At 36.0% G+C, this 24,178-nt stretch carries 25 protein-coding genes and 2 tRNA genes; 9 read left to right on the top strand and 18 right to left on the bottom strand.

Going from position 1 to position 24,178, the window contains the following annotated elements:
- Positions 1–50: 50 nt before the first annotated feature.
- Positions 51–290, bottom strand: a complete 240-nt coding sequence (locus tag OXPF_RS04975) for a hypothetical protein (protein WP_054874095.1) — start codon at positions 288–290, stop codon at positions 51–53.
- 149 nt (positions 291–439) lie between these two features.
- Between OXPF_RS04975 and OXPF_RS04970 the strand changes: the two genes are divergently transcribed.
- The gene (locus OXPF_RS04970; protein WP_160317149.1) at positions 440–919 is read left to right on the top strand and encodes a Mu transposase domain-containing protein; all 480 of its coding nucleotides are present in this window, start codon (positions 440–442) and stop codon (positions 917–919) included.
- Between the two features lie 112 nt (positions 920–1,031).
- Positions 1,032–1,649 (top strand): ATP-binding protein, encoded by a 618-nt coding sequence (locus OXPF_RS04965; RefSeq protein WP_054874093.1) that lies wholly within the window; start codon positions 1,032–1,034, stop codon positions 1,647–1,649.
- Positions 1,650–2,029: 380 nt separating this feature from the next.
- Here the strand turns inward: OXPF_RS04965 and OXPF_RS04960 are convergent.
- The 11 genes from OXPF_RS04960 to OXPF_RS04915 form a co-directional block, all read right to left on the bottom strand.
- Positions 2,030–2,122 (bottom strand) — tRNA-Ser (locus tag OXPF_RS04960).
- 7 nt (positions 2,123–2,129) lie between these two features.
- On the bottom strand, positions 2,130–2,561 hold the full coding sequence (gene tadA / locus OXPF_RS04955) for a tRNA adenosine(34) deaminase TadA (RefSeq protein ID WP_054874132.1): 432 nt from the start codon (positions 2,559–2,561) through the stop codon (positions 2,130–2,132).
- 156 nt (positions 2,562–2,717) lie between these two features.
- Complete coding sequence (locus OXPF_RS04950; protein WP_054874092.1) at positions 2,718–3,197, bottom strand: cytochrome c oxidase assembly factor Coa1 family protein; 480 nt, start codon at positions 3,195–3,197, stop codon at positions 2,718–2,720.
- 130 nt (positions 3,198–3,327) lie between these two features.
- Entirely contained in the window at positions 3,328–3,513 is a 186-nt protein-coding gene (locus OXPF_RS04945) for a hypothetical protein (RefSeq protein ID WP_054874091.1), read from the bottom strand.
- Between the two features lie 139 nt (positions 3,514–3,652).
- A tRNA-Arg gene (locus OXPF_RS04940) sits at positions 3,653–3,728 on the bottom strand.
- Positions 3,729–3,868: 140 nt separating this feature from the next.
- Complete coding sequence (locus OXPF_RS04935; RefSeq protein ID WP_054874090.1) at positions 3,869–4,495, bottom strand: hypothetical protein; 627 nt, start codon at positions 4,493–4,495, stop codon at positions 3,869–3,871.
- A 203-nt stretch (positions 4,496–4,698) separates the two neighbouring features.
- Entirely contained in the window at positions 4,699–6,156 is a 1,458-nt protein-coding gene (locus tag OXPF_RS04930; protein WP_054874089.1) for a nicotinate phosphoribosyltransferase, read from the bottom strand.
- A 516-nt stretch (positions 6,157–6,672) separates the two neighbouring features.
- Positions 6,673–6,795: a hypothetical protein gene (locus tag OXPF_RS23315; RefSeq protein ID WP_278308344.1), complete on the bottom strand. Its 123-nt coding sequence runs from the start codon at positions 6,793–6,795 to the stop codon at positions 6,673–6,675.
- Positions 6,796–7,155: 360 nt separating this feature from the next.
- Positions 7,156–8,097 carry an SPFH domain-containing protein gene (locus OXPF_RS04925; protein WP_054874088.1) on the bottom strand — a complete coding sequence of 314 codons (942 nt, stop codon included), beginning with the start codon at positions 8,095–8,097 and terminating at the stop codon, positions 7,156–7,158.
- Positions 8,098–8,144: 47 nt separating this feature from the next.
- A complete protein-coding gene (locus tag OXPF_RS04920) occupies positions 8,145–8,357 on the bottom strand; it encodes a hypothetical protein (protein ID WP_054874087.1) in 213 nt (70 codons plus the stop codon).
- 2 nt (positions 8,358–8,359) lie between these two features.
- A complete protein-coding gene (locus OXPF_RS04915; protein ID WP_054874086.1) occupies positions 8,360–8,785 on the bottom strand; it encodes an NfeD family protein in 426 nt (141 codons plus the stop codon).
- 286 nt (positions 8,786–9,071) lie between these two features.
- Between OXPF_RS04915 and OXPF_RS04910 the strand changes: the two genes are divergently transcribed.
- The 3 genes from OXPF_RS04910 to OXPF_RS04900 all read left to right on the top strand — a co-directional run bounded on the left by OXPF_RS04910 (position 9,072) and on the right by OXPF_RS04900 (position 12,163).
- Positions 9,072–9,662, top strand: coding sequence for a DUF1836 domain-containing protein (locus tag OXPF_RS04910; RefSeq protein WP_054874085.1), 591 nt, complete (start codon positions 9,072–9,074; stop codon positions 9,660–9,662).
- Positions 9,663–9,801: 139 nt separating this feature from the next.
- Positions 9,802–11,127 (top strand): D-alanyl-D-alanine carboxypeptidase family protein, encoded by a 1,326-nt coding sequence (locus OXPF_RS04905; protein WP_054874084.1) that lies wholly within the window; start codon positions 9,802–9,804, stop codon positions 11,125–11,127.
- 103 nt (positions 11,128–11,230) lie between these two features.
- Positions 11,231–12,163, top strand: coding sequence for an aminoglycoside phosphotransferase family protein (locus OXPF_RS04900; RefSeq protein WP_054874083.1), 933 nt, complete (start codon positions 11,231–11,233; stop codon positions 12,161–12,163).
- A 4-nt stretch (positions 12,164–12,167) separates the two neighbouring features.
- Here OXPF_RS04900 and ilvA read toward each other — a convergent pair whose 3' ends face one another.
- Positions 12,168–13,412, bottom strand: a complete 1,245-nt coding sequence (ilvA, locus tag OXPF_RS04895) for a threonine ammonia-lyase (protein WP_054874082.1) — start codon at positions 13,410–13,412, stop codon at positions 12,168–12,170.
- A gap of 30 nt (positions 13,413–13,442) precedes the next feature.
- A complete protein-coding gene (locus tag OXPF_RS04890; RefSeq protein ID WP_054874081.1) occupies positions 13,443–13,922 on the bottom strand; it encodes a DUF3189 family protein in 480 nt (159 codons plus the stop codon).
- A 149-nt stretch (positions 13,923–14,071) separates the two neighbouring features.
- Between OXPF_RS04890 and OXPF_RS04885 the strand changes: the two genes are divergently transcribed.
- The 3 genes from OXPF_RS04885 to OXPF_RS04875 all read left to right on the top strand — a co-directional run bounded on the left by OXPF_RS04885 (position 14,072) and on the right by OXPF_RS04875 (position 17,158).
- Positions 14,072–14,836 carry a hypothetical protein gene (locus tag OXPF_RS04885; RefSeq protein ID WP_054874080.1) on the top strand — a complete coding sequence of 255 codons (765 nt, stop codon included), beginning with the start codon at positions 14,072–14,074 and terminating at the stop codon, positions 14,834–14,836.
- A gap of 142 nt (positions 14,837–14,978) precedes the next feature.
- Positions 14,979–16,292 carry a sensor histidine kinase gene (locus OXPF_RS04880; RefSeq protein ID WP_054874079.1) on the top strand — a complete coding sequence of 438 codons (1,314 nt, stop codon included), beginning with the start codon at positions 14,979–14,981 and terminating at the stop codon, positions 16,290–16,292.
- A gap of 44 nt (positions 16,293–16,336) precedes the next feature.
- A complete protein-coding gene (locus OXPF_RS04875) occupies positions 16,337–17,158 on the top strand; it encodes a Nif3-like dinuclear metal center hexameric protein (RefSeq protein ID WP_054874078.1) in 822 nt (273 codons plus the stop codon).
- Positions 17,159–17,263: 105 nt separating this feature from the next.
- Here the strand turns inward: OXPF_RS04875 and OXPF_RS04870 are convergent, their stop codons facing one another.
- Complete coding sequence (locus OXPF_RS04870; RefSeq protein ID WP_054874077.1) at positions 17,264–18,577, bottom strand: hemolysin family protein; 1,314 nt, start codon at positions 18,575–18,577, stop codon at positions 17,264–17,266.
- Between the two features lie 304 nt (positions 18,578–18,881).
- Here OXPF_RS04870 and OXPF_RS04865 point away from each other — a divergent pair, with 304 nt between their 5' ends.
- Complete coding sequence (locus OXPF_RS04865) at positions 18,882–20,573, top strand: methyl-accepting chemotaxis protein (RefSeq protein ID WP_054874076.1); 1,692 nt, start codon at positions 18,882–18,884, stop codon at positions 20,571–20,573.
- A gap of 50 nt (positions 20,574–20,623) precedes the next feature.
- Here the strand turns inward: OXPF_RS04865 and OXPF_RS04860 are convergent, their stop codons facing one another.
- The 3 genes from OXPF_RS04860 to OXPF_RS04850 are packed head-to-tail and all read right to left on the bottom strand — an operon-like array spanning position 20,624 to position 24,173.
- The gene (locus tag OXPF_RS04860; protein WP_054874075.1) at positions 20,624–21,961 is read right to left on the bottom strand and encodes a phosphomannomutase/phosphoglucomutase; all 1,338 of its coding nucleotides are present in this window, start codon (positions 21,959–21,961) and stop codon (positions 20,624–20,626) included.
- A 30-nt stretch (positions 21,962–21,991) separates the two neighbouring features.
- The gene (locus OXPF_RS04855) at positions 21,992–22,660 is read right to left on the bottom strand and encodes a rhomboid family intramembrane serine protease (protein ID WP_054874074.1); all 669 of its coding nucleotides are present in this window, start codon (positions 22,658–22,660) and stop codon (positions 21,992–21,994) included.
- A 31-nt stretch (positions 22,661–22,691) separates the two neighbouring features.
- Entirely contained in the window at positions 22,692–24,173 is a 1,482-nt protein-coding gene (locus OXPF_RS04850) for an aminoacyl-histidine dipeptidase (protein ID WP_054874073.1), read from the bottom strand.
- Between the last annotated feature and the right edge of the window lie 5 nt (positions 24,174–24,178).

The raw sequence follows: 24,178 nt of genomic DNA, 5'->3' as shown, positions 1-24,178 counted from the left end.
ATTGTATCAGTATAAACATGATTTCTAATAAATTGCTCGGTTTTTTTAAATTAGCTATCAGTAAAACACGCAATTAAATAAAATGCATTTTTATAATTAGTAGACAACATATAATCTGCCAATTGTTTTTCATATCCTTTTTTTAAATATGAACTGCTTGCTCTTTTAATTTCAATTAATATTTTTTCACCCTCGTTTTTATTTCTATATAGTTTGAAATCTACTTTACCATTTCCTAATAAAGCTTCTCTAGTAATATCGATTTCTTGATTATAAAAATACGCATCCATAATATTTTCTAGAACTAATTGTATACGTTCTTCTTTAACGGGAGCATCATTTTCCCAATATCGAAGAACTAAACCGCAAGCTTTGGGATGGGTGCATTAAATATCGTGAAAATCATAAAGTTGAACACCGTCAGCATCCCGTTAAAGTAATGTATCAGAAAGAAGTAGCGGCCTTGGATTCTATACCCAAATATCGATTTGATACAAGCAAAACAGCAATAGCCAGGGTGGATGATTTTTCAACTGTTCGCTATGAGAAAAATAACTACTCAGTTCCTGCAAGATATCTGCGTAAAGATGTCACAGTCAAAGGTTATGCCAATAATATCAATATACTGCATCAAGGAACTGTAATTGCATCATATTCACGTCAATATGGTTCCGGCTATACACAGTACCGTTTAGAACATTACATTGACTTAATAGAAAGAAAGCCTAGGTCTGTGCATAATGCCAGACCAGTTAAAGAAACTCTCACCGAAGAAATATTAGAATGGGGAAGACAACTGCCCGGCGGAAACAAGGAAATGGTTAAACTGCTTCGCTTATGCATAGATTATGGTGAAGAGAGAATCCTCTCTATTAAGCACCAGATTCCAATTCATATTATTCCTTCAGTTGACATGTGAAAACTTATTTAAATGGGCCAATGGATTCCCCCATCATATATCTTAAAAATGAGATTAACATTGCTAAAGCTGACTTAAGGAAATATGATAAAAAATACGGGGTAGCAAATCAATGAAAAACAGCAACGCTCAGACTATTGAACTGTATTCCAAGCATTTAAAGCTGCCCACATTTAATAATTATGATAAAGTAATACGCCAATTAGAAAACACCAAAAGCTATGAAGATTTTCTCTTGGCTCTCATGAAAATGGAGCTTGATTCCTGGATGGAAAGCAGCCAAAAACGCAAAATTAAGGCAGCGAATTTCCCGTATGTAAAAACTATTGATGAACTTGATTTTAGTTGTTTTGAACACATTACGGAATCTTTTATTTATGAACTTGCCAGCTGTAATTTTATTAGTAAAAGGCAAAATATCGTAATGATTGGCAACCCTGGTACGGGTAAAACCCATCTTAGTATAGCCCTTAGCGTTAAAGCCTGTATGCAAGGCATGAATGTAAAATTTTACACAGCAGCAAATCTATCAAATGAGCTGATTGAAGCTCAGGAATACAAAAAGCTTATTAAACTGGAACGACAGATATCCAAAGCTGACTTACTGATTATTGATGAGTTAAGCTATCTTACTTTTAATCGGCATCAATCAGAATTATTATTTAAAGTCATTGCAGACAGAGCTGAACGCCCTCAGTGTGATTGTATCTACAAACCTCAAATTTTCTGAGACCATCCTTACAGAGCAGAACATTCAAACAAAGATAAGGATGAATAACTACCGGGGGAATGCTGCAAATCAGTGTTTCCCCACAATTAGAGATTAAGTGGTAAACTTTTCCAATGTCAAGTGGTAAAGAAATTCATTGACATTCACACTCCAATATCTATGTATTCATCTTCATTGAAAATCTCCACTTCTAAAAAATGATGAATAATATAGTTATAAACCTTAAAACGATCAGTATCAAATAATATCATATAATCACCCCTAATTAACACTCTTTTATTATATTACAACAAAGAAATTCCCTTTTGGAGATTTTTTATTGATAGAGGTAATAAAACAAAACCCGAACCCAAAATCAAGGGCTCGGATTTACAGTTGTTTGGCGGAGAGAGTGGGATTTGAACCCACGGTACTGCTCATCACAGTACACACGATTTCGAGTCGTGCACTATAGACCACTCTGACATCTCTCCATGTATGTTAGATTCGCTTTCTCTTAAAATAATCCTTCATTATATTACTGCATTCGCTTTCCATAATTCCGGATGTTACTTCCACTTTGTGATTTAGTTTTGTATTACCTATTACGTCCATTACGGAGCCGCAGGCTCCGGCTTTTGGGTCTTTTGCTCCAAAAATAAGCCTTTTTATTCGTGCCTGCACTATAGCACCGGCACACATTGGACATGGCTCTATTGTTACATAGAGGTCACAATCTAACAGCCGCCACGCATCAAGGGTTTCGGAAGCTTTTTTTATAGCCAGTATTTCTGCATGGGCGGTTGGATCTTTTAATACTTCTCTTAGATTATGAGCTTTGGAAATAACAATTCCATTTCTGACTATAACAGCGCCAATTGGAACCTCGTCTTGTTTATAAGCTTCAGAGGCTTCATCCAGTGCCAGTTTCATAAAATCTATATCCAATATCTACACATCCAAAATAAAAGTAATGTACTTAAATGAATAGCACATCTGTTTGCAATGCTTTAATACGTTAATCATTATAGCGAAGATTTTATATTTTGTCCACCTCTAATTGGGTGTATATGCTCTCTGGAACAATACCTATTCCAGGACTTCCAAGCTTACTATCCTCCATTTGCTTCCGAGGAATTTCGATAATACTGTATGAACATAAACATCTTTATTGCTTCCTTTAACTTTAATAACAAATTCAGCATTGCCCACTCCATTATTTGTTGAGACTGAACCAGTTGGGAAAAATCCATAACCTTCAATATTCCCTGTTTGCTCCAGTACCTTTTCATTATTTTGAATCTGATAAATGGCTTCTTTATATGCACTGCTGCTCTTAATTAATGATATAATGCCAAAAAAGAGGGTGCAGAAAAATAATATACCAATGGCAATTATAATAACAATTATTTTTAAGCATGACGCTCCATCATCTTTTTGCTGGCCGATGTATGCATTATATTTTTCAATGGCCTCATCTTCGCTATGTTTGCTGTCTTCTGTCAATTTTACAACTGCTGTTCCTGCAAGTCTATCCCCTGTTCTTTGATTCTTTTTGTTAAAAAGCATATAGAACAAATCTATAAACAATAAGATAAAAGTAACATTTCTTAAAACTAATTTCTTTTTCGGGTATATTTGTTATATCGCTCTCATCTCTGACTGCAAGCTTAAATATTCTCTTGCCGATACTTTGCCCTTAAAAGATATCTTTTAGCAGGAGAAATACTGTTCCCACAATAAGTGATATCCAGCCTAATGACTCATCAATCAATGTTAAAATCGCCAAAGAAGCTCCTATAGATAAAAATATTACTATATAATCTATAATAAAACTCAGCAATCTTTCTCCAACATATGCAATTCTTAGAAATTTCTTATCCATATCGCTCCTCATTAGCCATGCATATATAGCAACTTTAAACTATATTTAATGTTTCCATAATCCTTCTTTAATAACCTCATCAAAGTAAAAAAGGCTACGAATTTATATCGTATCCTCCTGGCAAAGATTTATTTTGTTATGGTGCGCCCGAGATGAATCGAACATCCGACACACGGTTTAGGAAACCGTTGCTCTATCCCCTGAGCTACGGGCGCATATGGCTTTGACGCTTCTTGCGTCACTTATACATTATACATAGACTAAACTTTGTTGTCAATGCTTAATAGATTATAAAAGAGAGCATATCCCTGCCCCCTAATTATTATAAGCTGCACTATGGTTCTCACTCGAATGACTAAATAATAATATTGAAAAAAGAGCTTATATAACTTAATGCATCCACCAAAAAAATTGAAAATATAAGAACCAGTATAAATCCGATTATTTGCCCTGCAGCCTTTTTTCCCTTTGAAATCCTCTTATAAATACTAAACCCTGAGTTTTTTGGGTTTTTCTGAGCATATACCTCTGGATACAGAAGAAGAAAGGAGCCTAAAATGATCAATATTAATGATGCTATAAGTAAATATTGATTTATCTCATTTATGCTTTGGATCAAATATTCGTCTAGAGAATTAAGCATTATGTACCTGCTATATATCCCGGCAACCAGTGCAATTATCCACATCCAGAATCTGAAGGTTAATATGGTATTCTTTATATATATCATAAACCCGGCGCCCTTGATATCCCAAAGCAATGCAAGGATGGTGCCTACTGTTACACCCGTAATAATAGGATGGAATCCAAAAAAGAAGTCCCGTTTTATATATAATCCAAGTATCCCTGCAAGCATCAATATAAAACCGATTATGTCAGGAAGATCAATGTTAAATATGCGGTTTAAGTATGCAAATATATTTAAAAAAACCACAAGTGATACAATTCCCGATAAAATTGCCATAACCAATTCCATATCCATTACATGTCAACTCCTTGCGTATAATTATACCCCTTTAACAGTGCATATAAACAATCAAAAAAATGCCTGATAATATAATATATATTATATACGAATGTAAAAAATCCTTCTTTTATGCTGACAATGTTTGTTGTATTAGGTTAATTTATGGTAAAAAAAGGGTAAAGCAAGAGTTTATTTACTCTTGCTTTACCCTTTTTACTTTAATATGAATACTCCTGTAAGAGTTTTTGCTTTATCTCCCATAATGGCCTTGAGAGATCCACATAATATTTGTGAGGATTTTCAAACCTCAATACCTCTTCCCATAAGGTATCAATCTGATCCCGGCAGTATTCGCTGATATATTTTAAATTGGGACTCTCATATATGCATCTTCCCTTTTCAAAAATCTTTTCATGGAGCGGCTTGGCGTGAAAGTTAGTAACAACCTGCTTTTTCCACGTATGAACAGGGTCAAAAATCTCATATGGCTTTGTATCATCAATGACCTCATCTGCAAGGGTAATAACGTCCGCAATTGCCTTTCCGGTATCCCTTCTGAAAAGCCTGTATACTTTCTTGAACGATGGGTTTGTAATTTTAGCAACGTTTTCACTTACTTTAATTTTGGATACTATTTTACCGTCCTCTTCAACTGCCGCCAGCTTATATACTCCTCCGAAAACCGGTTCGGATTTTGAAGTAATAAGCCTTTCACCAACCCCGAAAATGTCTACCTTTGCGCCCTGGATTAATATATCTCTTATTACGTATTCATCAAGAGAATTTGAAGCTACTATTTTGCAATCCTTAAAGCCTGCATTATCAAGCATTTTTCTGGCTATATTTGAAAGATAAGTAATATCCCCGCTGTCAATTCTGATTCCTGCGGGTCTGAATCCTCTTGGAATTATTTCTTCTTCAAATACCTTTATAGCATTTGGTATTCCCGATTTTAGAACATTGTAGGTATCTACTAATATTGTACAATTCGAAGGATATATTCTGGCGTAGGCTCTGAAAGCGTCAAGTTCGGTGGGAAAGGACTGCACCCAGCTGTGTGCCATGGTGCCTAATGCCGGGATTCCGAAATCTCTGTCGGTTATCGTGCAGGCGGTACCGCTGCAGCCTCCTATATATGCGGCTCTGGCTCCGAGTATTGCTCCGTCATATCCTTGAGCCCTTCTTGATCCAAACTCCATGATAGGCCTGCCCTGGGCGGCTCTTACTATCCTGTTTGTTTTTGTAGCAATGAGGCTTTGGTGGTTTATAGTCAGAAGCACCATAGTTTCAATAAACTGAGCTTCTATAATAGGGCCCTTGACAATCAATATTGGTTCATTGGGAAATATTGGGGTTCCTTCAGGAACTGCCCATACGTCGCAGCTGAAACTGAAATTCTTTAAGTATTCCAAAAATCCCGAAGAAAATATATTTTTAGATTTTAAGTAGTCTATATCTTCATCTTCAAATTTTATACTTTTAAGATAATCCATTAGCTGTTCCACCCCCGCCATGATGGCAAATCCTCCATCATCAGGAACTTCGCGAAAAAACATATCAAAATACGCTATCTTATCCTTTAAACCGTTTTCAAAATAACCGTTTGCCATGGTCAGCTCATAAAAATCAGTCAGCATTGTAAGATTTCTTTTTTCCCTGAAGTCAATCTTATGCATTTGTAATCTCCCCTCAAATGTAACACTTATATCACACACTTATTATTAACTTAATAATAACTGAATATCATTATAATACTATATTTATACATTTACAAACCTTAGGCCAAAGACAATTGGTAATTAAATAATTATCAAAGTATTTGACGAAATATTTTTGAATAAGAAAGGTCCATCAATCAGCCTCAATGAACCTATAATTATTAATATATATTTTTATAAAATAATAAGGGCAGCTGTTAACTGCCCTTACAGGTAATTGATTTACTGCAGTGAAAGAATTGATATTCTATATAAAACAAAGGCAAGCTCATTTAAGTTTACACCTTATATTTTATTTCACTTTTCGCGCAGAATTACCTTAACCTATCTTTCCATAACCGGTTTTGATGGAGAGAAGAGGTAATCACTCCCCTTATCGGCTAATTATAATTTATCCAATTCTATGTTATTTACACATGCAATTTATATAAATAATTCATTTATTATCCATAGTTAATTAAGTCAAGCAAAATACTACCGTTCCGAGCATCTGTATCCTTCATCCCCAAAAATCAAATCATCAATATCACCGGAAACCCGTGTTTCATTGCTCACTTTTTCAAATTCTTCCTTTTTGTCAGTTTTATTTTCCCTCATATCGTCACCTCCAATATCAACGCGCTTATAAAGGTTATAGACTATTATAACAAAATATAAATGCGATGCAAGAAACTTCATATGATATATACCGACACAAAAATGCAGTATATTATTTATATTTTTTGCATGTGATATTTTTCTTTGTTTTTTAATACGCGGCTATGTATTTAGTGAATTGTTAAGTTCATGTTAAATACCCTTTTTTTATTAATATATATGAAGTCAAAAGAGGTTGTGCAATTTTAAAGAAAATATTTTGAGATTTTACAATAGAAATATTAAATCGTATATAGAGGACGTAAAATTAAAGCCTATGAAATTGAATATTTCATAGGCTTAACAACTTAATGTTTTAACTTACTTTCCTGACTTCAGCATTTCAGCGGCAGCTGCAATGCTCCCCAGGGATGATACTGCTTCTGTAGGTATGATGAGCTTATTTGCCGGATTTTTAGCCATTTCTGTCAATGCTTCTATCTGTTTTAATGCGATTACTGCCTCATTTGTGCCTGACTCTATTATAGCTTTGTTTACCACTTCTATTGCATCAGCCTGGGCTTTTGCAATTTCCTCCATGGCTTTTGCCTTACCTTCGGCTTCAAGCAGCTGTGATTCCTTCAAGCCTTCTGCCCGCCTTATATTGGCTTCCTTTTCGGCTTCCGCCTGCAGTATCTTTGACTGCTTATCTCCTTCAGCTATGGCAATGGCCGCTTGTTTCTCACCTTCAGCCTGCAGTATAGCTGCACGTTTATCCCTTTCTGCCCTCATCTGTTTTTCCATAGCCTGCTGAATTTCTGCAGGAGGTATGATATTTTTAATTTCAACTGAAAGAATTTTAATGCCATATGCATCTGTTATCTCATCTACTACTTTTAAAAGTTCAGAGTTTATCATGTCCCTACCTGACAATACTTCGTCCAATGACATGTTTCCCACGATGTTTCTCATGTTTGTAATTGTCGAATAGACTATACCCGATGTAAAATCTTCTATATTATATACTGCATCCCTTGCATTCATGATTTTATAGAATATTACATTATCAATGGATATTTTAACATTATCCTTTGTAATAACGCTCTGGGGCTCAATATCAAGAATCTGCTGCTTAGTGGAAATCCTTTTTCTCACAAAATCTACAAATGGAATTAATATATGCCATCCCGGCTCCAATACTTTATAAAACTGTCCGAATCTTTCAACCACAAACAAATATCCGGTATTTACAACTTTAATTGATGAGAATAGTAATACTAAAACCAGTCCGCCAAGCAATACAGTAAGAACAAATCCTAACATTTATAAATTCCTCCCAAATTTAAATTTCATTATTATATAGCAATCTTTTAATTCCATACCACAATCAAACCATAAAATATAAGTGATATCAGAAACAAGGTTATACAGTTTATCAAAATTGCCGACTTAAGTGTTAAAGGTATTACCCCTAAAAATGTTTTTGCCGGCTCATCCATAAGCATGGCCTTTGCCATAATTCCTAAGGAACCAAATACACCAAATGAAACAGCAGCATATTTTTTAAAAGGAATCACTTTCATAGCTAAACCACCTTCTTTACAATCATCCTGTTACCTTTTATACCGGTAACCTCAAACTTATCTCCTATACGTATGGATTCTCCATCATTTTCGGCAGCCCAGTATATACCGTCAATTTTTATTCTTCCTTTATCTCCAATGTCTTCATTGGCAGTCATTATTCTGCCGATGTATTCTTCTTCCATCTTATTTGTCTTAGGTATGGTCTTATTAAGCTTTTTCTTCAGCCAATAATATTCACCAGCTATGGCTATAGAACTTACGATAGCGAATACCATTATCTGTCCGGTAAAGCCTATCTTAAGCACCTTTGCCAGCAAAGCAAAAATACCGCCGACAGTGAACCCCGAAAGAAAGAAGCTGCTTGTTATTATGTCAGCTATCAGTGCTGCAATTGAAATTATCAGCCAAAACAATATTGACCCCATTTTTATCCCCCCTTAAATTTTTATTGTGCCTGATTCAATCTTATAGTTTCGCCAACAACTTTATGTAGTTTTAATTACTACTTATTGTTGTTATATTTATAATAAAACATAGTTGTAATATTATCAACACGCCTATGACATATTTTAAGAGCATATCAGTCGGTGTTATAATAACTCTTTTATGTTTTATACTTTTTCTCTTTGTATCTCTTAATATCTCTTGTTATCTTATAAATGTGTTGTAACATAGTTATAAATACTATATAATGTCTATGAGGTGATATATATGAAGCTGGAAAAAAGCGATTTAATGAAGATAATAAATGATATGTCATTGCTTGATGATATTGAAATCTCCAAAATTCCGGATATAGATCTTTATATGGAACAGCTTACATCCTTTTTTGATGATAAATTGGGTCATTTGAAGAGGGGCAGCGAGGATAAAATACTTACCAAAACCATGATTAATAACTATACAAAGCTGGGTATTCTTATGCCTTCAAAAAATAAAAAATACAGCAAAAGGCATATGATACTTTTAATTCTTATCTATTATCTTAAGCAGATACTTTCAATTAACGATATCCACACTATCATGGCACCTATTTTAAACAATATAAGCACAGAGGAAGACGATTTAATACCTCTTGAAGACATATATTCAACAATACTTGAGATAAAGAAAAAGGAATTTGAAAAATACTATGATGTTTTTGATGACAAGTATAAATTGATAAAGGAAAAAACCAAGACATTAAGCAGCGAGAACAAGGATTTAGCCGAGCTGTTTTTGGTGATACTTATACTTGTGGCACAGGCAGATGCACAAAAACGCCTTGCTGAAAAGCTCATAGACAAATACTTTAATTCATAAAAAGATAACTTTTTTCCTGCTATAACCAGTTGAAAGTGCTATAGAGGTAAAGTATAGTAAAATAAGTAAGGTATTCAATTACAGGCTTTAATGTTATGTAATTGAAAAATTTAGAAAAATAGTTTGAGGTGTACGTATTATGAAGGGACTACTGAAGAAGAGCATTATGTATATGCTTGTATCACTGTTTTTGTTGACGGCAGTACTGCCTCATGAGGCTTTGGCCGCTCCAGCAAATACTCTTGGTTTAAAGGCTGAATCGGCCATTTTGGTGGATGCTGATACAGGAAGGATTTTGTATCAATATAAGCAGGATGCTCCACTTCATCCTGCCAGCATGACGAAGATGATGACAGAGTATCTGCTCTTTGAAGCAATTAAGGAAAATAAGATATCTTGGGATCAGGAAACTTCTATCAGTGACTTTGTTTATCAAATATCTCAGAACAGAGCATTGTCAAATGTGCCATTAAGAAAAGATCAAAAATATACCGTGCGAGAGCTTTATGAATCAATGGCCATTTATTCCGCCAACGGTTCAACCATAGCATTGGCGGAATTAATTGCAGGCTCTGAGACCAATTTTGTTAAAATGATGAATGAAAAAGGTGCCGAAATGGGACTTACGGATTTTAAATTTGTCAATTCCACAGGGTTAAATAACGAGGACCTCTTAGGACAGCATCCTGAGGGCACCGATGGCAATGAAGAAAATGTAATGTCCGCTAAAGCTACTGCTACTCTTGCATATCATTTGTTGAAGGATTATCCCGAAGTTTTGAATACCTCCAGCATTCCCGTTAAGAAATTCCGCGAAGGAACAACGGATGAAATTCAAATGGATAACTGGAACTGGATGATTCCCGGCACCATGTATGGAGTATATGACTATCCTGGAGTGGATGGCTTAAAAACCGGCTCCACAGACTTAGGCGGAAATTCATTTACTGCAACGGCAAAGAAAAACGATATGCGTATCATTGCTGTAATAATGAAAACCAGCTCTAAGCTTGAACGTTTTGCCGAAACAAAAAGGCTTTTAGATTATGCATTTAACAATTTTGAGAAAAAGGAGCTTTTTCCTGCAGGATACAGCATAGAAGGTAATTCTACATTACCTGTTGTTAAAGGCAAGGAAAAAAACGTAGGTGTTGTAACCAGGGATCCTTTTACAATGATTATTAAAAAAGGCGAAGAAGATCAATTTGAGCCTTCTTATGATTTAGACCCGGCGGTTTTAAAAGACGGCTCTTTGACAGCACCCCTTGAAAAAGACCAGGTTATGGGTTCCATTGCGCTTACATATAAAGGAGAAGAAGACTACGGTTATCTTACCGAGGCTATAAGGATTATGAATGAACCGGTAATAGTAACGGCAAGCGAGGTCAAAAAAGCCAACTGGCTGGTGCTTTTATTCAGAGCAATCGGTGAATTCTTTTCCGGCTTATTAAAAAGCAATAAATAATTCAATAATAAAAACAATGCACCTTGAATAAGGATATAAGACACTTATTTAAGGTGCATTTTCAAACATTGTTTTTTTATAACCTTACAAGGAGGTTGTAATTATGACTCCTCTTACGGAAAAAACTGCCCTTGATATTATACACTCTGTTTTTCATAAAAAAGTTAACATTAAAGCCGTGGGAAATCATGAGCTTAATAGACATCTTGTTTATCATGTTACTGACGAAAATAACCTTTCAGTTATATTCAAAATATATTTTATTAAAAACAGAGCCAACAGGGAGGTTGCCTCTTTAAAGCTATTATCAAAGAGTTCTGTAAAATGCCCTGAACTCATTGATTACAGAATAATAAATAATGAAATTGACTGGATCATGATTGAATATCTCGAGGGTCAATTGTTTGAACAGGCAAAAAAAAATATAAGTGATGATTCTGTTCATAGCATTTTTGAAGGTATGGGAGAAGAGTTGGGTAAAATACACAGCTTTAAAACCTTTGATTTTTTTGGAAATTGGGATGAGAACTGCAAAAGCTTTGATAATATAAAAAGCTATAAAGAACGCTTTATAGCTTTGGCTGAAAGCTGCATAGAAGATATGCTGCCTAAAACGCCTGAACAGCAGTCTTTATTTGATAAAGCCATAAATAAATTGAGAAGCAATTATGATTTGATGGATGATATCACGGAAGCCCGCCTTTGCCACAACGATTATAACGGCAGGAACATACTTGTTAAAGCTCAAGGAAACTCATGGTCTTTAAGCGGTATTATCGATTTTGAACAATGCCTTCCGGGAAATAAGGATGTTGATATTGCATTGCTACATCATGATTATTTTCTCTATAATAAGGATTATGAAAAAGCTTTCTTAAAAGGCTACAATAAATATTGTTCTATTGATGAAAGCTTTTATAAAAGGCTTGATTATTATTTTCTTTTCATGGGTATATACATCTGCAGCTGGGCATATAAATCAGCCCCCTCATATTATGAGGAGGGCTTAAGGCTTCTTTCTCTATACGGATTATAAAGTATTAATATATTCTTATGACGCTGTATCCCATTCTTTCCACCGTTGAAATAATCTGGTCTATATGACCGTGCCCGTTGGTTTCCACCGTTACTTCAAGCTGTACCTGATTAAACCTGTCAAAGGTTTTAAACTGATTATGGTCAAGCTTTATAATATTTGCATTAAGCTTTGCCAAAACTTCAGCAATTTTTTGAAGCTCTCCAGGCCTGTCTGTCAATTCCACAGAAAAGCATAAAAGCCTTCCTCTTGATACAAGTCCTCTGTTTATCATTGAGGATACAGTAACGACATCTATATTGCCGCCGCTTACCAAACAAACTATGTTTTTTCCCTTTTCCCTGATCTTCTTCAGCCCTGCAAGAGATAATACTCCTGAGCTTTCGCCTATTATTTTATGCTTTTCCATAAGTATTAAAAATGCCTCCATCACCTCAAAATCGGTGACGGTAACAATCTCATCAACATAATCCCTTATTATTGAAAATGTGATGTCTCCTGGCCTCTTAACTGCCACGCCGTCGGCTATGGTCTTAACCGTATCCAGGCTTATAAGCTTATCATTGTCTAATGATAATTTCATTGCCATTGCGCCTTCCGGCTCCACGCCGATTATTTTTATATCCGGCTTTATGGATTTTGCAGCTACGGCTACGCCGCTTATTAAACCGCCTCCGCCTACGGGTACCAGTATAGCATCAGCATTTTTAAGCTCCTCCAATATTTCAATTGCTATTGTCCCCTGACCTGCAATTACATCCAAATCATCAAAAGGATGGATAAAAGTATATCCTTCCTCCTTTTCCAGCTCCCTGGCCTTCGAATAAGCCTCGTCGTAAAAATCCCCGTGCAGCACAACTTGAGCACCGTATTTTCTGGTTGCCTCAATCTTGATTAAGGGTGTCATAGCAGGCATGACTATGGTGGCCTTGACTCCTAATCTTTTAGCAGCGTATGCCACTCCTTGAGCATGGTTTCCTGCTGAAGAGGAAATGAGTCCCCTTTCTCTTTCCTTGGGAGAAAGCCTGCAAATTTTATTATAGGCTCCTCGTATTTTAAAGGAGCCGGTAGTCTGCAGGTTTTCGGGTTTAATATACACATGGTTATTGAATTCGGTGCTGAATATTTCACTGTATATGAGTTCAGTCTTGTGGACTATACCCTTGAGATTTTCCATGGCCATATTTATATCATCAAATTTAAGCTTCGGCTTTGATTTTTGCGTTTCGTCCTTAATTGGAGTTACCATATAGACTCACCCCCGCTTAATATATTAATGTTACGGCATTGCCGTGTCAAGTTCGGACCTCATTTTGTTTTTAAGTTCTTTTACAACCTTTGAAATCTTCGGATATGCAATGAGGGCTCCGTAAGTTACAATAGGTCTTCCAAATGGAACAAATCCCAGAACTCTTGATGAATATCCGCCAATCCCCATTATCCAGTTTACTGTGGGAGTGGTATTTACCATATACAAGCCCTTGACTGTTCCTTTTAAAAGCAAATACATATCTGTAACCGCCGGAACAACAATTTCCGGCTTGTATTGCCTGCAAAGAGTATACACCTTTGCCCCATATTCATCTTCTCCGCGATATATAATATGTCCCCACTGATATTTTTCCAGCCTGTCAAATCCGGGAAGGTTAAGCAATACATTTTTATCCGGAACATAATCCATAGGTATCCTGTTTAAATGCATATTGGCAGCAATTACTGAAGAGTGGGTACCTCCTATGTCATGGTAAATTACAATCATAACATCACTCCTTTTTTTGCTCAATTAATTATAGGATACCCATAACGGCTCATATTTTTCATGCCCTACAAATTGATTTATATGGAATATGCACCAAAAATTATGGATAAACTAACAGATATATTTTCCAAAGAAAAGAGTGAATTGAATTGAAAAATTTTTTATTTATAATAATACCAATAATAATTGCCTTTTCGATCGGCAGGACCATAATAATAGGCAACCAGTCCCCGATAACCTCAATTGAAGATACCGCACCACCGGTTCATGAAGCGAAGGATTTAACTGAAGCAACCAGATTTGTATTCCAAAATAAGGAATTGACCGAAATGGATTTCTTCAGTAATATAACGGAGCAGATAAGAAAGGATTGGGAAGCAGATGCTAAAATGTACAGCATATATGCCGATATCCCCGGCAGCAAAGTTAAGGACCTTCTTAATCTGTCTTATAATTATAACTGGTCTGCAGCATATATATCACCGTCAAGAAAGCGTAAGATTGAAGTGTCTTTATATGATAAAAGCATAAGCGGCGGCGCCGGAGCAGATATAATTTATACTTATAAAAATACCACTACAGGGCATATAGGCAGAGCTAAAATAGAGGCCGTAAAAGACAATATAAATTATAAGATAGAAGAAACAGATATAGTTAATGACTATTCATACTACACTTTCCCGGAAGAATGGTTCTATGGATGGCAGAAAACTTTTAAAGACATAGGCAGTATGATTTATAATGAATTACAGGGTGATATTAAAAATACGGATTCTTTTACTCTAAAGCTCTATACAATTAATAAGGAGAAACCTTTGCCCGTATGGGAAGCAAATTGGAAGAGTAAAAACAATAAACAAAACAAATTGCTTATAGATGCTGTTTCTGGAAATATACTTGATAATAATATTTAATATTCTTTTTTTGTCTTACTGTTCCACTTAAAATTGGATTAATAGAAATTTTTTATAAATATTGTAGATTATTTGAAAATCTTGTAGAATTATTTATATACATATATTGGATTTAAAGCAAACTCGTCGGGAGGCTTACAATATGAAGGGCCATAGGATATACAAAAAAAAACCGGACAGATTTTTGAATAAAAAGATAATATGCAGGGATACCTCTGCACAGTCATATAATCAATACAAGCTTCTTATTGATTTGTCTCCAATGGCTATAATTGTTCATGATTCTAAAACTATATTATTGGCAAACCCGGCTGCAGTAAGACTTGTAGGAGCCAAAGCCTTCCAAAAGCTTGAGGGTCTGAGTATCTCGGATTTTGTGCATATCGATTATCATCAGTTGGCACAGGTACGATTGGATGAAATTGTTGAAACCCAGAGATATGTGCCGCCTGTTGAAGAAAAACTTATTCGTTTGGATGGCTCAACAGTTGATGTAGAAATTACGACAGCCTATTTTCCCTATGAAAACAAGGATGCTTTTTTAGCCATGATCAAGGATATCGGAGTGCAAAAAAAAGCTATAAAATATGAACAGGAAAATATTGAAAATATGAGAATTCTTAATGAGACTATTGAGTTTGATAGGATAAAAACCGAGTTTTTTGCAAATATTTCTCATGAATTAAGAACTCCCCTTAATGTTCTTTTCAGTTCTGTGCAGCTTCTGGATTTTTATCACAGGTCTGAAAAAATACAAAGCGATGAGTACGACTTATCAAAGCAGTTAAAAATTATGACTCAGAACTGCTACAGGCTTTTAAAGCTTTTAAACAATCTTATAGATATTACCAAGATAGATTCAGGTTATATTCAGCTCAAGCTTGAATACTGCAATATTATAAGCGTTGTGGAAGATATAACCATGTCCGTAGTTGAGCTTGCTGAAGAAAATAATATTTCTCTGTTATTTGATACCGATGTGGAAGAAAAATATATGGCTTGTGATTCCAGAAAAATAGAGAGAATAATATTAAACCTTCTTTCGAATGCGATTAAATTTACAAATGCCGGAGGAAGTATAATAGTAAATATTCATGATAAAGGAAATTCTGTTGTAATTTCAATTAAGGATACTGGCATTGGAATTCCACATGACAAGCTTAATATCATATTTGAACGCTTCAGACAGGTAGACAGGCTGTTAACTCGGCAGCGTGAAGGGACAGGCATAGGCTTATCCATAGTTAAATCCCTTGTAGAAATGCATGGAGGCACCATAAATGTGCACAGTAAATACGGGAAGGGGAGTGAATTTATAATTGAACTTCCTGCAAACATACCCACTGATACCGCCGGCATATCTGATGATAAATTTGCAAACAATATGCAGGATAATATAGAACAGATCAATATCGAGTTTTCTGACATAGAAACAGGATATACCAAAAACCGATAATCAAAAAGCTTCATATATGATAAAATATATATGAGGTGAAAAATATGAATTTAAATAATATAATGGACCTGGCATTAAAACTTTCAGACCTTAAGGATATACCCTCCGACTCCGGTATTATAGTGGATGGAGAGAATATAAAAAAAGTAGTGATAGGTGTGGATATGGAAGGCCCAGAACTTCTTCTTGCTAAAGAATTGGGTTCCGATTTGGTCATAAGCCATCATCCGAAAACAGGATCGCCCTATATTAATTTTCACAATGTAATGTACAGACAAATTGATAAGATGGTTGAAGTCGGCGTTCCCATAAACAAAGCTCAAAAAGCTTTAAAAGACAGAATCGCCAAAATTGAACGCGGACAGCACCCGGGAAATTATGACAGAGTGGCATCCTTTGCCCGTCAAATGAGTATGCCCTACATGAACATACATCTGCCTATTGATATAATTACCGAAAACTTCCTGCAGAACTATTTGGATGAGGGTCTGAAAGACTTATACAGGCCTACTCTTTCAAGCGTACTGGATTTATTAAAACAAATCCCCGAATATAAAAATGCAGTTACCATGCCTGCAATAAGAGCAGGCAGCACCGATGATTACTGCGGAAAGGTGCTGGTACTTATGGCAGGCGGAACCAATGGCGGCGACAAGGTATTCAAAGCATATTTTGATGCCGGTATCGGGACCATAGTATGCATGCACATGCCTGATGATGTAAGGCAGGCAGTAATAGAGCAAAACATAGGTAATGTCATTGTAGCCGGTCATATGTCTTCAGATTCCATAGGCCTTAATATTTTTTCAAAAGAATTAGAAAACAAAGGACTGTCCGTTATAAAGATAGGCGGAATAGTTGAATAACACTGACACGGGGCTTCAAAATTCTTGTATCTTTAAGGCAGCAAGCTTTAGAATTTGCAGAACTTGAACTGCCGAATGGAGTGTTCAAAATTTTGAAACCCCTGATTACACTTTGCATACCTTGACTTTAACTATTCTTTTTTCGGATACCTCCTCCACCTTAAAAAGAAAGCCGTCAAATTCCACAAAAGGGGTCTCGTCTTCATGGGGTATTCTCCCTAACTGGCTTATTATAAAGCCTCCTAAGGTATCATAATCATCAGAGGGCAGCTTTACATCCAGAAGGTCCTCCACATAATCCAAATCCGTAGACCCTTTTATTAAAAAAGTAGTTTCATCTATTTTTTCTATCTGCTTTTCTTCTTCATCATATTCATCCCATATGCTGCCTACTATCTCCTCCAGCAAATCCTCTATTGTCACTATACCTGACGTTCCGCCATACTCGTCAATTACAACGGCTATATGGCTTTTCTTTCTTTTAAGCTCTTTTAAAAGCTCATCGGTTCTTTTGGAAGCAGGCACATAATAAGGATGGCGCAAAATACTTTTTATGTCAAAGGCAGTATCCGGATCCTGCCTTAAATAAGAAAACAGGTCCTTTATGTGTAAAATTCCTATTATATTATCTATATTATCTCGGTAAACAGGGACTCTTGTATATTTTTCATTAATAACTATATCCAATACTTCTTCAATATCCGCATCGGCAGGAAGAGCTGCAATATCCCTTCTATGGGTCATGATTTCAGAAACAGATTTATTATCGAACTCAAAGATATTGTCTATCATCTCTTTTTCCTCTAACTGAATAACCCCATTCTCTTCCCCTAAATCCATCATCATGCGGATCTCCTCCTCTGTAACGCTTTCCTGATCATAGGAAGGATTTCCTCCAAAAATTTTAATGACAAAATTAGTGGAAAATGTAAGAAACCTTACAAAAGGATAAGCTATTTTTAATAAGAAGCTGAGGGGTTTTATGGAAAACATTGAAATTGCCTCGGACTTTTGCATAGCCAGCCTTTTAGGGACCAATTCCCCAAAAACCAGCGTAAAATATGATAAAAGTATGGTTATTATAATGAGGGAAGCAACCTTTATGAGCGAGACATCAATAGGTAAACCATAATACATTGCCAGGTCTGTGAGCCTGTCAGCAAAGCTTTCGGCCGCAAAGGCGCTGGCTAAAAGCCCCGATAAAGTTATTCCTACCTGGATTGTAGCTAAAAATTTGCTGGGCTCCATGGTAAGGTTTAATATTAGCTTTGCCTTTTTATCTCCTTCTTCGGCCATCTTTTTAATTTTATTATCATTAAGGGATATTATAGCAATTTCAGAGGACGCAAAAAAAGCATTTACCCCTATCAATAAAATAAGAAACAGCACCTGCAATGTAAGGCTTCCGTTTTCTGTCATTCCAATTCCCCCAAAGACATATTACAATATTTTTTTCTTATCTTTATTTTATTTAATAACTTATATTATATGTACATTTATAATTTATTTATCCATAATTCCAATTTATACCTGATTTTTCCCCTTATTACAAACAAAACCTAATTTGACCATTAATTTTATAGCTTGCTTTACATATTATGAAAAAAATCATATAATAAATAATAATTATGCCAAATATACTATAAAAAACCACTTTTTTGTAAGATTCTTTTATTTTACAAAAGTGTTATGCTTGTATTCATATAGTGACAGGAGGAATAAAATGTTTAAGAATCTAAAAATCGCAAACACCATTATACTCGTATTTCTAATATCCTGTATATCTCTTCTCCTAATAGGGTTTTTAGGTTACAGCAATATGAAGAAAATAAACGAAAACGTTACAGTAATGTACGACAAAGGATTGACTCCTGTCATGCAAATTGAAGATGTAAGAAACAGCGTCCTTTCAATAAGGATAGATGTACTTACCATGTTAGATACAAAATACACTGCAGATATTGCAGATCATATAACAAATAACCATAATAAAGTAAATGAACTCATAGGACAGCTTGAAGCATCAGGCTTAGATGATCAATCCCTAGGCTATATAAATGAGTTTAAAGCAAAATATAATGAATATATACGCTCCTGGGGCACTATAAAATCTTACCTAAGCGGCGGAATGAAGCCCAATGAAGCAGAAAAGCTTACCTTTGGTAATTTAGGCAGTCAAGCTACATCTCATCTTGATAGTTTATTTATTCATTATCAGGAAAATGCACAGAACTTAAAGTCTCAGAGCGATACTCTGTATTCTAGCGGAATTATGCAGTTTGCTTTTATTTTCTTTGCTTCCGTAGTTGTAATTTTCTTAATAACCCTCCCCATAGTTGGTGTAGTTAAGGGTACGTTAAAGGAAATGAATACAGGTCTTATGAAAGTTGCACAAGGTGATTTTACAATTACTCTTGATACACAAGGAAGGAATGAACTGGGAGTAATGAAAAAATCCTTGGCCAACACTATAAAGAGTATATCGGCAATGTTAATCAGCATAAAAGAAGGTTTTCAGGCAGCACAGGATCAGTCTGAAAAGCTTACATCTATATCCAAGGAGATGTCTGCATCTTCACAGCAAATAGCAGATACCATACAGTATATTGCTTCCGGTACGGGGCAGCAGGCTGAAAACCTCATACACATAACCAATACGGTTAATGGTTTCGGTATGGAAGTTGAAGAAATAGCGATGGCAATTGACGATGTAGATAAGAGAGCCAAAGAGATAAATACCATGGCTGAAAACAGCAACACAGGACTTAACAGCCTTGTATCCTCTATTGAGGAAATTAAAGAATCCTTTGATGATGTATGCAATAAAATTTCTGCCTTAGGAACAAGCATAAAACAGATAAACGACATTACAGTTATAATAAACAGCATAGCTGACCAGACAAACCTCCTTGCCCTCAATGCCGCAATTGAGGCAGCCAGAGCAGGTGAGGCAGGAAGAGGCTTTTCCGTAGTTGCAGATGAAATAAGAAAACTGGCTGAGCAGTCTAAAAATTCATCCTCGGGCATAGGTAAATTGACGGATTCAATTTCGAAAGAAACCATTGAAGTTATAAATACCACCCAGGATGTAAGCGAAGTTTTGGAAAATCAGCTTGAAAGCATCAATGTTACTCTTCATTCCTTCAAGCAGATAATATCTTCGGTAGAAAATATGCTTCCAAAAATCAATAACGTTAACTCTTCTGCCAATATGATAAATACCCAAAAGGATGACATAATATCCATGATAAGAAAAGCATCCAACTTAGCCGAAGAAGCCTCGTCTGCGACAGAGGAGATTGCGGCTTCATCACAGCAGATGAATGCTTCATCGGAAGAAGTGGCCGAAACGGCACAAAAGCTTAATAATATGTCTTCGAATTTATCGGTAGAAATAGAAAAGTTCAAGCTGTAAAATATAACCCGTGTACAAGGTTAAACTCTTATACACGGGTTTATTTATTGCTATTCAAATTCCTTTAATACAGCTTTTATCTGAGTGAGTTTTTCATCAAGAATTTCTTGATTTCCTGCCTCAACAACCAGCCTTAGATAAGGCTCGGTATTTGAAGGCCGGACATTAAACCACCAATCCTTGAATTCTATTCTGTAGCCGTCAAAATCATATACCCCTTGGGGACTCTCCCTTAATGTGAATACTTCCTTAAGCTTTTCCATGGCAGCGGTTTTGTTTTCTATCCGGAAGTTTAATTCGCCGGAATTGGCGTAGGTTTTTATTTCGTCTATAATCTGTGAAAATGTTTTATTTTCTTTTTTCAATTTTGACACAACATTTAAAACTAAAAGGCTTGCCAGTATTCCCGAATCACAATTGTAAAAGTCGCGGAAATAATAGTGTCCTGCTAATTCTCCTCCGAATATTCCTTTTATCTCTTTTAGCTTTACCTTGGCATAAGCATGGCCTACCTTCCACATATTCGGTGTGCCGCCTAATTTCTCAATGTACTCCGAAACTGCCTTTGTGGTACGTATATCATGAAGCACGTTTCCCTTTTCCTTTTCAAGATAATAAAGACCTATGACACCTATTACAAGATCGGGTGATACAAACCTTCCCTTTTCGTCTACAAAAACTACCCTATCAGCATCCCCGTCATATATTATTCCTAGGTCGCAATTGTTTTTTAAAACCAGCTCTTTAAGGCTTTGTGTATTTACCTCTTCTAAGGGATTGGGCTCATGGTTTGGAAATGTACAATCCATCTCATCATAAATGTATATAGGAGATTGTCCCAATATATCTTTTATAAGTATGGATGCCATGCCATTGGAACAGTCAACGCCTACCTTCATATTATCCAGGGAGGGCAGGTATTGTTTTAAAAACTCAATGTATTCTTCTTTTACATCAAGCTTATGAACTTTGCCCTTTGCTGCTGTCCTTTCAACTTTATTGTTCTTAATCAGATTTTCCAAATCCTGAAGGCCTGATTCATAGCCCACAGGTATGGCACCTCGGGTAGAGACTTTAAGACCGTTGTATTCCTTAGGATTGTGGGAAGCAGTTATCTGAACAGAAGCTGGGAAACCATGTTTTGCTGTTGCAAAATACACCATGGGTGTAGTGGAGTAACCTATGTAGTATACATCCGCCCCGCTGTCCGTTATGCCCTCAGTTAAACTATTGTATATCTCATTAGAGGATACCCTTCCGTCCTGGCCTATTAAAACCCTGTCGGCCTTTAAAAGTCCTGGAAGGAAGAATCCGATTTTATATACATCTTCCTTGTTAAAATCCACATTGTATATTCCTCTTATATCATAGGCTTTAAAAGCATTCATATTTTATACCTCTAAAAGTAATTTTTTTGTTTACCTTCTCCACCTGTCCTTGCCTTTGTTGACTTCGTCAAAGAATCTCTTTCTGTTCTTATACACCATTCTCTTCATTTTATACCACTGTATTATATCGTCCCAGAAAAAGATAAAGAAATTTATGACCGAAACTATGGCAGCAAGTTTTAAATGCACTGGCTCAATCAATACAGTATAGGCAATATATACCCAGTTAAGCCAGGCAAGATATTTTATTTTAACAGGCAGTATAAAAAATACCAGTATCTCAAAATTCGGATATAACTGGGCAAAAGCTAAGAAAAGTGACAGGTTTAAGTACACACCTGTAGTTCCGGCGCCCGTTATGAATGCAGCTATTGTGGTGCCCAGCATTCCGATAAGATAATATACATTTAATCTGAAGCTTCCCCATGACTGTTCCAGTGCAGTTCCCACCATATAATAAAAATACAGGGTAAAGAATATGAACAGTACTGATGCTGACGGGGGGATTAAAATATAGGTAATAAGCCTCCATACCTCACCTCTTAAAACCATGGACGGAATAAGCATAAGCTTGCTTACAATTGAATTGTTGAACAACATCAGCAAAAATACTGCCCCGTTGAGTCCTACTATATACATGGTCAGATTTCTGATTGAATATCGGCCATACTTTCTTTCGAGATTATCCAGCCATTTCATAAGAATCACTCCTCCATAATGTGATAAACCGCTATTTTATGGACTTTAATACTTCCAGAAGATATTCCCATACCCTTCGGGTAGAGGATATGCTTAAATGCTCATTAGGTGTGTGTACATCGTATAAGTTCGGTCCCATTGATACCATATCCAAATCCGGGCGTTTGGCCTTGAACAAGCCGCACTCCAGTCCTCCATGAACTGCAGTGATAACAGGATTTTTACCATACATGCTCTCATATACCTCTTCAAATATAGTTCTTAATTTTGAATTTGGCTCAAATTCCCATTCGGGATAATCGGAAGATGTTTCAAATTCCGCGCCTAAAAGTTCGGCAACTGCCTCTGTCTGGCTTAAAATATAGTATTTTAAGCTTTTTACCGAGCTTCTTACAGCACTCTCAAAGCATACTTCCTTTTCATCCGTTGTAACCACTCCCAAGTTTGATGAGCTTACCACCAAGCCTTGTATTTCATGGCTCATGGACATGACACCATTTGGTATAAGAAGAAGTGACATTATAACCTTCTTCTTTGTATCTTCAGAAAATACCTTTTTCACGTCATTTTGATATTTTTCAGTATTTAGGCTAAAACCGCTGTCCGTTACCCTCAGCTCATTTTTAAGTGTTTCTCTTAAATCATCAATAATTTCTAAAAACTTTGCATTATCCTGGGGCTCAATTGCAACAACAGCGTCGGCTTCCCTTGGTATGGCATTCATTTTAAAGCCGCCGTTTATATCCGCTACACTATAGTTTATGCTTCTTTGCAATTGGTTTAAAGCTCTGCCCATAAGCTTATTTGAATTGCCACGATCAAGATGAATGTCTGCACCGGAATGTCCGCCCTTCAATCCTTTTATGCTTATTATATAATACTCAAGTTCATCTTTGACATCTTCCCAGGAAATAGGGATACAATGTTTTGTCCTCACTCCGCCGGCACATCCTGCAAGCAAGTAGCCTTCTTCTTCCGAGTCTATGTTTATTAAATATTTGCCCGTCAAATTATTCATATCAAGAGCTGAAGCTCCAATAAGTCCCGTTTCTTCTTCTGTGGTCAAAAGCACTTCTAAAGGGGGGTGAGGAATATCCTTTGAATCTAAAAGTGCAAGTCCATAGGCTACGGCGATGCCATTATCCGCACCAAGAGTAGTATTATTTGCATAAAGCATATCCCCCTCCACTCTGAGCTTTATGGGGTCTTTCTCAAAGTCATGACGTGTTTCTTTGTTTTTATCACATACCATGTCCATATGGCCCTGGATGATGACGGTGGGGGCATTCTCATATCCAAAGTTTCCTGGTTTTTTTATTATAATATTTAATGCTTCATCCTGAATACAATGAAGGTTTCTTGCCCTGGCAAACTCAACCATATAGTCACTTATAGCTTTTTCATTTCCCGAACCTCTGGGGATGGATGAAATCTCCTGAAAAAACTTAAACACTGGCTCAGGATCCAAGCCTTTATAAATATCCGTCAACTGCTGCACACCTCTCTCATTCATATGTT

The organism is Oxobacter pfennigii (genome assembly GCF_001317355.1).
Lineage (GTDB): Bacteria > Bacillota > Clostridia > Clostridiales > Oxobacteraceae > Oxobacter > Oxobacter pfennigii.
The sequence above is the reverse complement of the archived record's forward strand: the minus strand, read 5'-3'. Positions and strand labels throughout refer to the sequence as shown.

Excerpts from the sequence above, each read along its gene's own strand:
- OXPF_RS04905 (WP_054874084.1), top strand. The coding sequence starts at position 9,802 with ATGAAGGGACTACTGAAGAAGAGCATTATGTATATGCTTGTATCACTG.
- OXPF_RS04965 (WP_054874093.1), top strand. The coding sequence starts at position 1,032 with ATGAAAAACAGCAACGCTCAGACTATTGAACTGTATTCCAAGCATTTA.
- OXPF_RS04865 (WP_054874076.1), top strand. The coding sequence starts at position 18,882 with ATGTTTAAGAATCTAAAAATCGCAAACACCATTATACTCGTATTTCTA.
- OXPF_RS04925 (WP_054874088.1), bottom strand. The coding sequence starts at position 8,097 with ATGTTAGGATTTGTTCTTACTGTATTGCTTGGCGGACTGGTTTTAGTA.
- tadA (WP_054874132.1), bottom strand. The coding sequence starts at position 2,561 with ATGAAACTGGCACTGGATGAAGCCTCTGAAGCTTATAAACAAGACGAG.
- OXPF_RS04935 (WP_054874090.1), bottom strand. The coding sequence starts at position 4,495 with ATGGATATGGAATTGGTTATGGCAATTTTATCGGGAATTGTATCACTT.
- OXPF_RS04950 (WP_054874092.1), bottom strand. The coding sequence starts at position 3,197 with ATGCTTTTTAACAAAAAGAATCAAAGAACAGGGGATAGACTTGCAGGA.
- OXPF_RS04850 (WP_054874073.1), bottom strand. The coding sequence starts at position 24,173 with ATGAATGAGAGAGGTGTGCAGCAGTTGACGGATATTTATAAAGGCTTG.
- OXPF_RS04920 (WP_054874087.1), bottom strand. The coding sequence starts at position 8,357 with ATGAAAGTGATTCCTTTTAAAAAATATGCTGCTGTTTCATTTGGTGTA.
- OXPF_RS04930 (WP_054874089.1), bottom strand. The coding sequence starts at position 6,156 with ATGCATAAGATTGACTTCAGGGAAAAAAGAAATCTTACAATGCTGACT.
- OXPF_RS04970 (WP_160317149.1), top strand. The coding sequence starts at position 440 with ATGTATCAGAAAGAAGTAGCGGCCTTGGATTCTATACCCAAATATCGA.
- OXPF_RS04910 (WP_054874085.1), top strand. The coding sequence starts at position 9,072 with ATGAAGCTGGAAAAAAGCGATTTAATGAAGATAATAAATGATATGTCA.
- OXPF_RS04855 (WP_054874074.1), bottom strand. The coding sequence starts at position 22,660 with ATGAAATGGCTGGATAATCTCGAAAGAAAGTATGGCCGATATTCAATC.
- OXPF_RS04915 (WP_054874086.1), bottom strand. The coding sequence starts at position 8,785 with ATGGGGTCAATATTGTTTTGGCTGATAATTTCAATTGCAGCACTGATA.
- OXPF_RS23315 (WP_278308344.1), bottom strand. The coding sequence starts at position 6,795 with ATGAGGGAAAATAAAACTGACAAAAAGGAAGAATTTGAAAAAGTGAGC.
- OXPF_RS04945 (WP_054874091.1), bottom strand. The coding sequence starts at position 3,513 with ATGGATAAGAAATTTCTAAGAATTGCATATGTTGGAGAAAGATTGCTG.
- OXPF_RS04860 (WP_054874075.1), bottom strand. The coding sequence starts at position 21,961 with ATGAATGCTTTTAAAGCCTATGATATAAGAGGAATATACAATGTGGAT.
- OXPF_RS04890 (WP_054874081.1), bottom strand. The coding sequence starts at position 13,922 with ATGATTGTAATTTACCATGACATAGGAGGTACCCACTCTTCAGTAATT.
- ilvA (WP_054874082.1), bottom strand. The coding sequence starts at position 13,412 with ATGGTAACTCCAATTAAGGACGAAACGCAAAAATCAAAGCCGAAGCTT.
- OXPF_RS04870 (WP_054874077.1), bottom strand. The coding sequence starts at position 18,577 with ATGACAGAAAACGGAAGCCTTACATTGCAGGTGCTGTTTCTTATTTTA.
- OXPF_RS04875 (WP_054874078.1), top strand. The coding sequence starts at position 16,337 with ATGAATTTAAATAATATAATGGACCTGGCATTAAAACTTTCAGACCTT.
- OXPF_RS04900 (WP_054874083.1), top strand. The coding sequence starts at position 11,231 with ATGACTCCTCTTACGGAAAAAACTGCCCTTGATATTATACACTCTGTT.
- OXPF_RS04880 (WP_054874079.1), top strand. The coding sequence starts at position 14,979 with ATGAAGGGCCATAGGATATACAAAAAAAAACCGGACAGATTTTTGAAT.
- OXPF_RS04975 (WP_054874095.1), bottom strand. The coding sequence starts at position 290 with ATGGATGCGTATTTTTATAATCAAGAAATCGATATTACTAGAGAAGCT.